Source organism: Peribacillus sp. (assembly GCF_059453735.1).
On the sequence record NZ_JAZVJO010000350.1, the window covers coordinates 1 to 4,473 of the forward strand.

General features: G+C 39.7%; 3 protein-coding genes. 2 read left to right on the forward strand and 1 reads right to left on the reverse strand.

Translation table 11 applies throughout. From position 1 onward, the window contains the following. Positions 1-2,508, reverse strand: a 2,508-nt coding sequence (locus tag AC52RT_RS11120; RefSeq protein WP_495540804.1) for an SNF2 helicase associated domain-containing protein, incomplete at its 3' end; no start/stop codon positions are given. A 158-nt stretch (positions 2,509-2,666) separates the two neighbouring features. On the opposite strand from AC52RT_RS11120, the gene AC52RT_RS11125 reads away from it, so the two are divergent. Beyond that, complete coding sequence (locus AC52RT_RS11125) at positions 2,667-3,188, forward strand: GrpB family protein (RefSeq protein ID WP_495540806.1); 522 nt, start codon at positions 2,667-2,669, stop codon at positions 3,186-3,188. Positions 3,189-3,522: 334 nt separating this feature from the next. Then, complete coding sequence (locus AC52RT_RS11130) at positions 3,523-4,302, forward strand: SDR family oxidoreductase (protein WP_495540805.1); 780 nt, start codon at positions 3,523-3,525, stop codon at positions 4,300-4,302. Positions 4,303-4,473 lie beyond the last annotated feature (171 nt).

A 4,473-nucleotide genomic window follows, 5' to 3' on the forward strand; every position in this document is an offset into this window, starting at 1 on the left:
AATAGTCTCAATTTTCTCAGGCAATTCATTCAATACATTCGTTTTCAAGCGGCGCAGGATGAATGGGCGAATACGCTTCGCTATTTTTTTCCGAGGCAGGTGAAGAAAGTCTTCTAAATTCGGTAAATAATTTGGGAAAACGACATCAAATAATGACCAAAGTTCCTCAAGTGAATTCTCCACAGGTGTTCCAGTTAGGGCAAAAATGTTGTCAGCTTTTAACTTTTTAACCGCTTTTGCCGTCTGTGTGGTAGGATTTTTGAAAGTTTGTGCTTCGTCTAAAAATAAACTATGGAACGTTCGACGGCTATATTCGGTTAAATCACTCCGCAACAACGGGTAGGATGTAATGATTACGTCCACTTCGGTTGCTTCACGAAGGATTTGTCTACGCTCCGCTTGATCTCCATCAACAATAACCGCCTCAATCTCAGGGGTGAATTTAGTCAGCTCATTCAACCAATTATAGGTAAGTGATGACGGAGTAACGACTAGTATCGGTAGTTTGTATTTTCTAATTTCGGGGAGAACGGAAACCATATAAGCAATACTTTGTAATGTCTTACCGAGTCCCATATCATCTGCAAGAATTCCACCAAACCGATAATGCGCAAGCGTCTTTAACCACTGAAAGCCCTGCTTTTGGTAGCCGCGGAGGACATGTTCAAGGCTTTTGGGCAGGTCGAAGGTTAACTGACTTGGATTTTTCATGGTTTCAACCAGTTCACGGAAAGAATCTCCGATGCTGACAGATGGATTATCTTCTAATGAATCAAGCAGCTGGAATCCCCTTACCAGCGGCAGGCGAAATTCATTTGCCAGCTCTTCTTCAGCTAGGTCTAATTCTTTCATTAACCGTTTAATTTCTGCTAATTCTGTACTTTCGAGCGTCATTAGCGATCCATTAGGCAAGCGGTAATATCTATGTTTTGCTTCAAGTGAACCAAGCAAATTACTGATTTCAGATTCAGGGATCCCTTCTAAATCAAAGCGAAACACGAGCCAATCAGTTCGATTATCGGCATCGACTCGAATCCGAGGACGAGGAGAACTCCTGTGAATCCGGGCTTTTACAGATGTGCTTGCAAATAGTTCGACTAAATCCTTCATCTGGGGCACGACATGATAAAGAAAGTGATATTCCAGCTCTTCGTTATGCATGAAGTAACCGCCTTCTGTTTTAGCGAAGGAACTGTCATCCATAATTTGCAGAATTTTTGCCTCTGTTTCATTATCTCGTATAAGGATGGAACCGGATTTTCGTTCATGATTTTCTTCTTCTAATGGGTTAATGACAAGCTGGCCATAGTGGAACTCTAAACCTGCCAATAAATTATTATTAACCCGATCTAAATATAGTTTGGCTTTCAGTGACTTTTTAACAAGCTGTCCCGTCACAGCCTCTGAAATATGAACCGTACCAAGCTTTCGTAAACCTGGGATGACTTTTGCCAGATAATGCTCCATTTGCGATTCTTGAATTTGGAATTGATGTTTTCCTGTGCGGTCAAGCGTTTGTTTTAACCCACCCACCGTTAGACAGTCTTCAGCAGATAGCTTAAGAATCTTATCCTCAGAAAGAACATATCCGTAAGCTTCCATTACCGTGATGTTCGTTAACCCGAGAACGCTTAACTGAAAACCACTGGAAGGCGATTCATCGAATTCAAAATATAACGGTGTTTTTTCAAAGACAGGGAAAATTTCCTCGATTGTGTGACCGTTATGTTCAATCTTAGCGAAGGGAGAGCTAATCAGAAGCGGGAGCATGTTTTCCCAAGAAGCAGGAGGAACAAGCAGTAGTCTTTTTCCTGTAACATCGATACTAAAGCGACGATCAAGATAATCTTGTTCGTTATGATGGATGAGTATTAGCTGTTGCAGAATCATCCCGATTTCTTTAGGAATATAGTGTTCTTCAGGATCATAGCTGAAGGAAGGAGAAAAGAAATAGCGTTCTTTTCGTTCTATTTTTTCAAGAAATTCTCTAAGATTTTGGACAATGAGTTTTCGCTTAAGTCCTGCTTTTATTTCAACGCCAAATAGGTATTTCCCATCATCAATTGGAAAGGGTTTAAAGATCATTTCAACGTCAAACGGCTGTCTAGAATCAAAGGGAGTCTCGATTGTTTTAAGTTTTAGCTGTTTTTTAGAAAAGAGGCCGAGTATATCGTTTGTAAGCTGCAGGTCCTCTTGAGAAATCGTGTCCTCTTCGGTGGTCTCGGTGTTCGTTGATTCAAGCGAAAGACGATGCTGTTGAACATACAGCATGACAGCAGCTATATGTTGGCAATGCTTCGTAAAAGAGCCGAGTGTCGGACAGGAACATTGGGCATGGACATCGCCGCTTTCATTCAATTCAAGGATGACGTGAAAGTCGCCCTTTACAGCGGCCTCACAAACGGTAGAATCGTAATGCTCAATCACAACCTGATTAGCTTTGAGGTAGGCTTCTCCTCTGCGATAAGCAGTAACTCCGCACATCTCCTTTATTGATTTTTTAGTCAAATGAAAACTCATTGCCGTGTTCACGCCTTTCAGAAATAAATTATGTAAGTAAATAGGTAATCGACGTATTTACCTTATCAGCATCAGACCATTTTAACAACAAGGACATTTATGTTTTATGTTGAAATAGTATATAGAAGATAAAGGAGGAGATTGTAATCAAGCTTGGTTTGAAGAAAAATGAAATGAAATTAGTTCCATATACAGACGAATATCACTGTGAATTTTGTACCGTAAAAGATGGAATTCTTCGTACAGTTCCCAACCAGGAAAATCGGATCGAACATATAGGCAGTACTGCGATAAGGGGAATTGTTTCGAAACCAGTCATAGATATTGTGATGGGAGTAGACCACCTGCAAAGTATTGATTCAGAAATAATAACTGGTCTCAAGAAAAGTGGTTTTTTGAGGCTGAAGGTAGAACGACCAGAGGAAATCATATTTGCAAAGTTTACGGATGATACCTATGAAGAGAAAACACACTTTCTTCATCTTGTAGAATATAATCAGCAGCTTTGGCATGATTTATTATTTTTTAGAGAGCATCTAAATGCAAACCCAAGTGAAAGAGAGGCCTATCAACAGCTTAAAAAAGATTCTATACGTTTAAATGGGATTGATGATTATACGGCCTCCAAGGAGTCATTTGTTAAAAGGATTTATAGTAAGCGAAATTGAAGTTACTGACTTAGCTGATTCGCGAGAATTACAACAAAAACAGCTGCCAAATGGATCATGGCCAACACTAAAAAAGCCGTTCCGTCGTTACGAGGGAGAAGGAGAAAGATGATTGGAAACAAGAACGTTTCAACCCCGAATAAAATGATAATCCAACCAATTCGTGTCGCTAACTTTTTCTCATCTCTTGCATTATGACCTGCAATAAACGATGTTTTCTCTTTTTTGCGTCACTAGAACGATCAAGATTCCCGCTATTGATACGAGTAACGACCCTCGATTAAATGAATGAATTGTAAAAAAAGTAACAAAACAACTTAAAGGAGGAAGGTTATTGAAATCATTACAAGGAAAAATCGCGATTGTAACGGGAGCCAGTCGATCAGGAGGAATAGGTTCTGCTATCTGTTTGGGACTGGCGGAAGCAGGAGCGGATATTTTTTTCACCCATTATCGTGCTTTTGATCAACTAGAAGGAAATGGGGAAGAACCTGAATGGCCCGCTATATTGTGTGAGAAAATAAAGCAGTTAGGAGTTCGTTCCAATCATATGGAAGCAGATCTATCCAATCCGGATATGCCTAAAGCTATTTTAGAGCGGATTGAAAAAACGTTGGGTACACCGTCTATTTTAATAAATAATGTGACCTACGAATTACGAACTGATTTCCGATCACTAAATACGGAGATCTTGGATAAACATTATAAAGTGAATAATAGCGGCACTATATCTTTGAGCTTAGAGTTTGCTAAACGATTTGAACAAGTTTATCCCGGCCAAAAAAATGGCAGAATCATCTTTCTCGTTTCCGGAGGACCAGATCCAACTAATTTGGCGTATATTGCAACAAAAGGCATGTTGATTGCGATTACCGAACCATTGGCAGTTGCACTTGCTCCTATCGGAATCACAGTCAATGCACTGAACCCTGGTCCCACCGATTCGGGTTGGATGGATGAGGAGCTTAAGAAACAGTTCCTGCCCATGTTCCCAATGGGGAGGGTAGGGACACCCAAAGATGCTGCAAACGTACTAACATTTCTTGCAAGTGATGGATCAGGTTGGATGACGGGACAACACCTTAAATCTGATGGAGGTTTTTTAGGGAAATAAATGAGGCAGATGTATAATCTGCTTTTTTCCAATAGGCTGAATAATGTGGTTTTTTTATGAATTGTTTACAAAAAAGGTATACTTAGATAAAGTGAAAAAATTATATCTACAATTACAGAAGATTTTTTTTTGAGTTTTTAACAATCAGTTTGGTCATACTTGATGAGAACC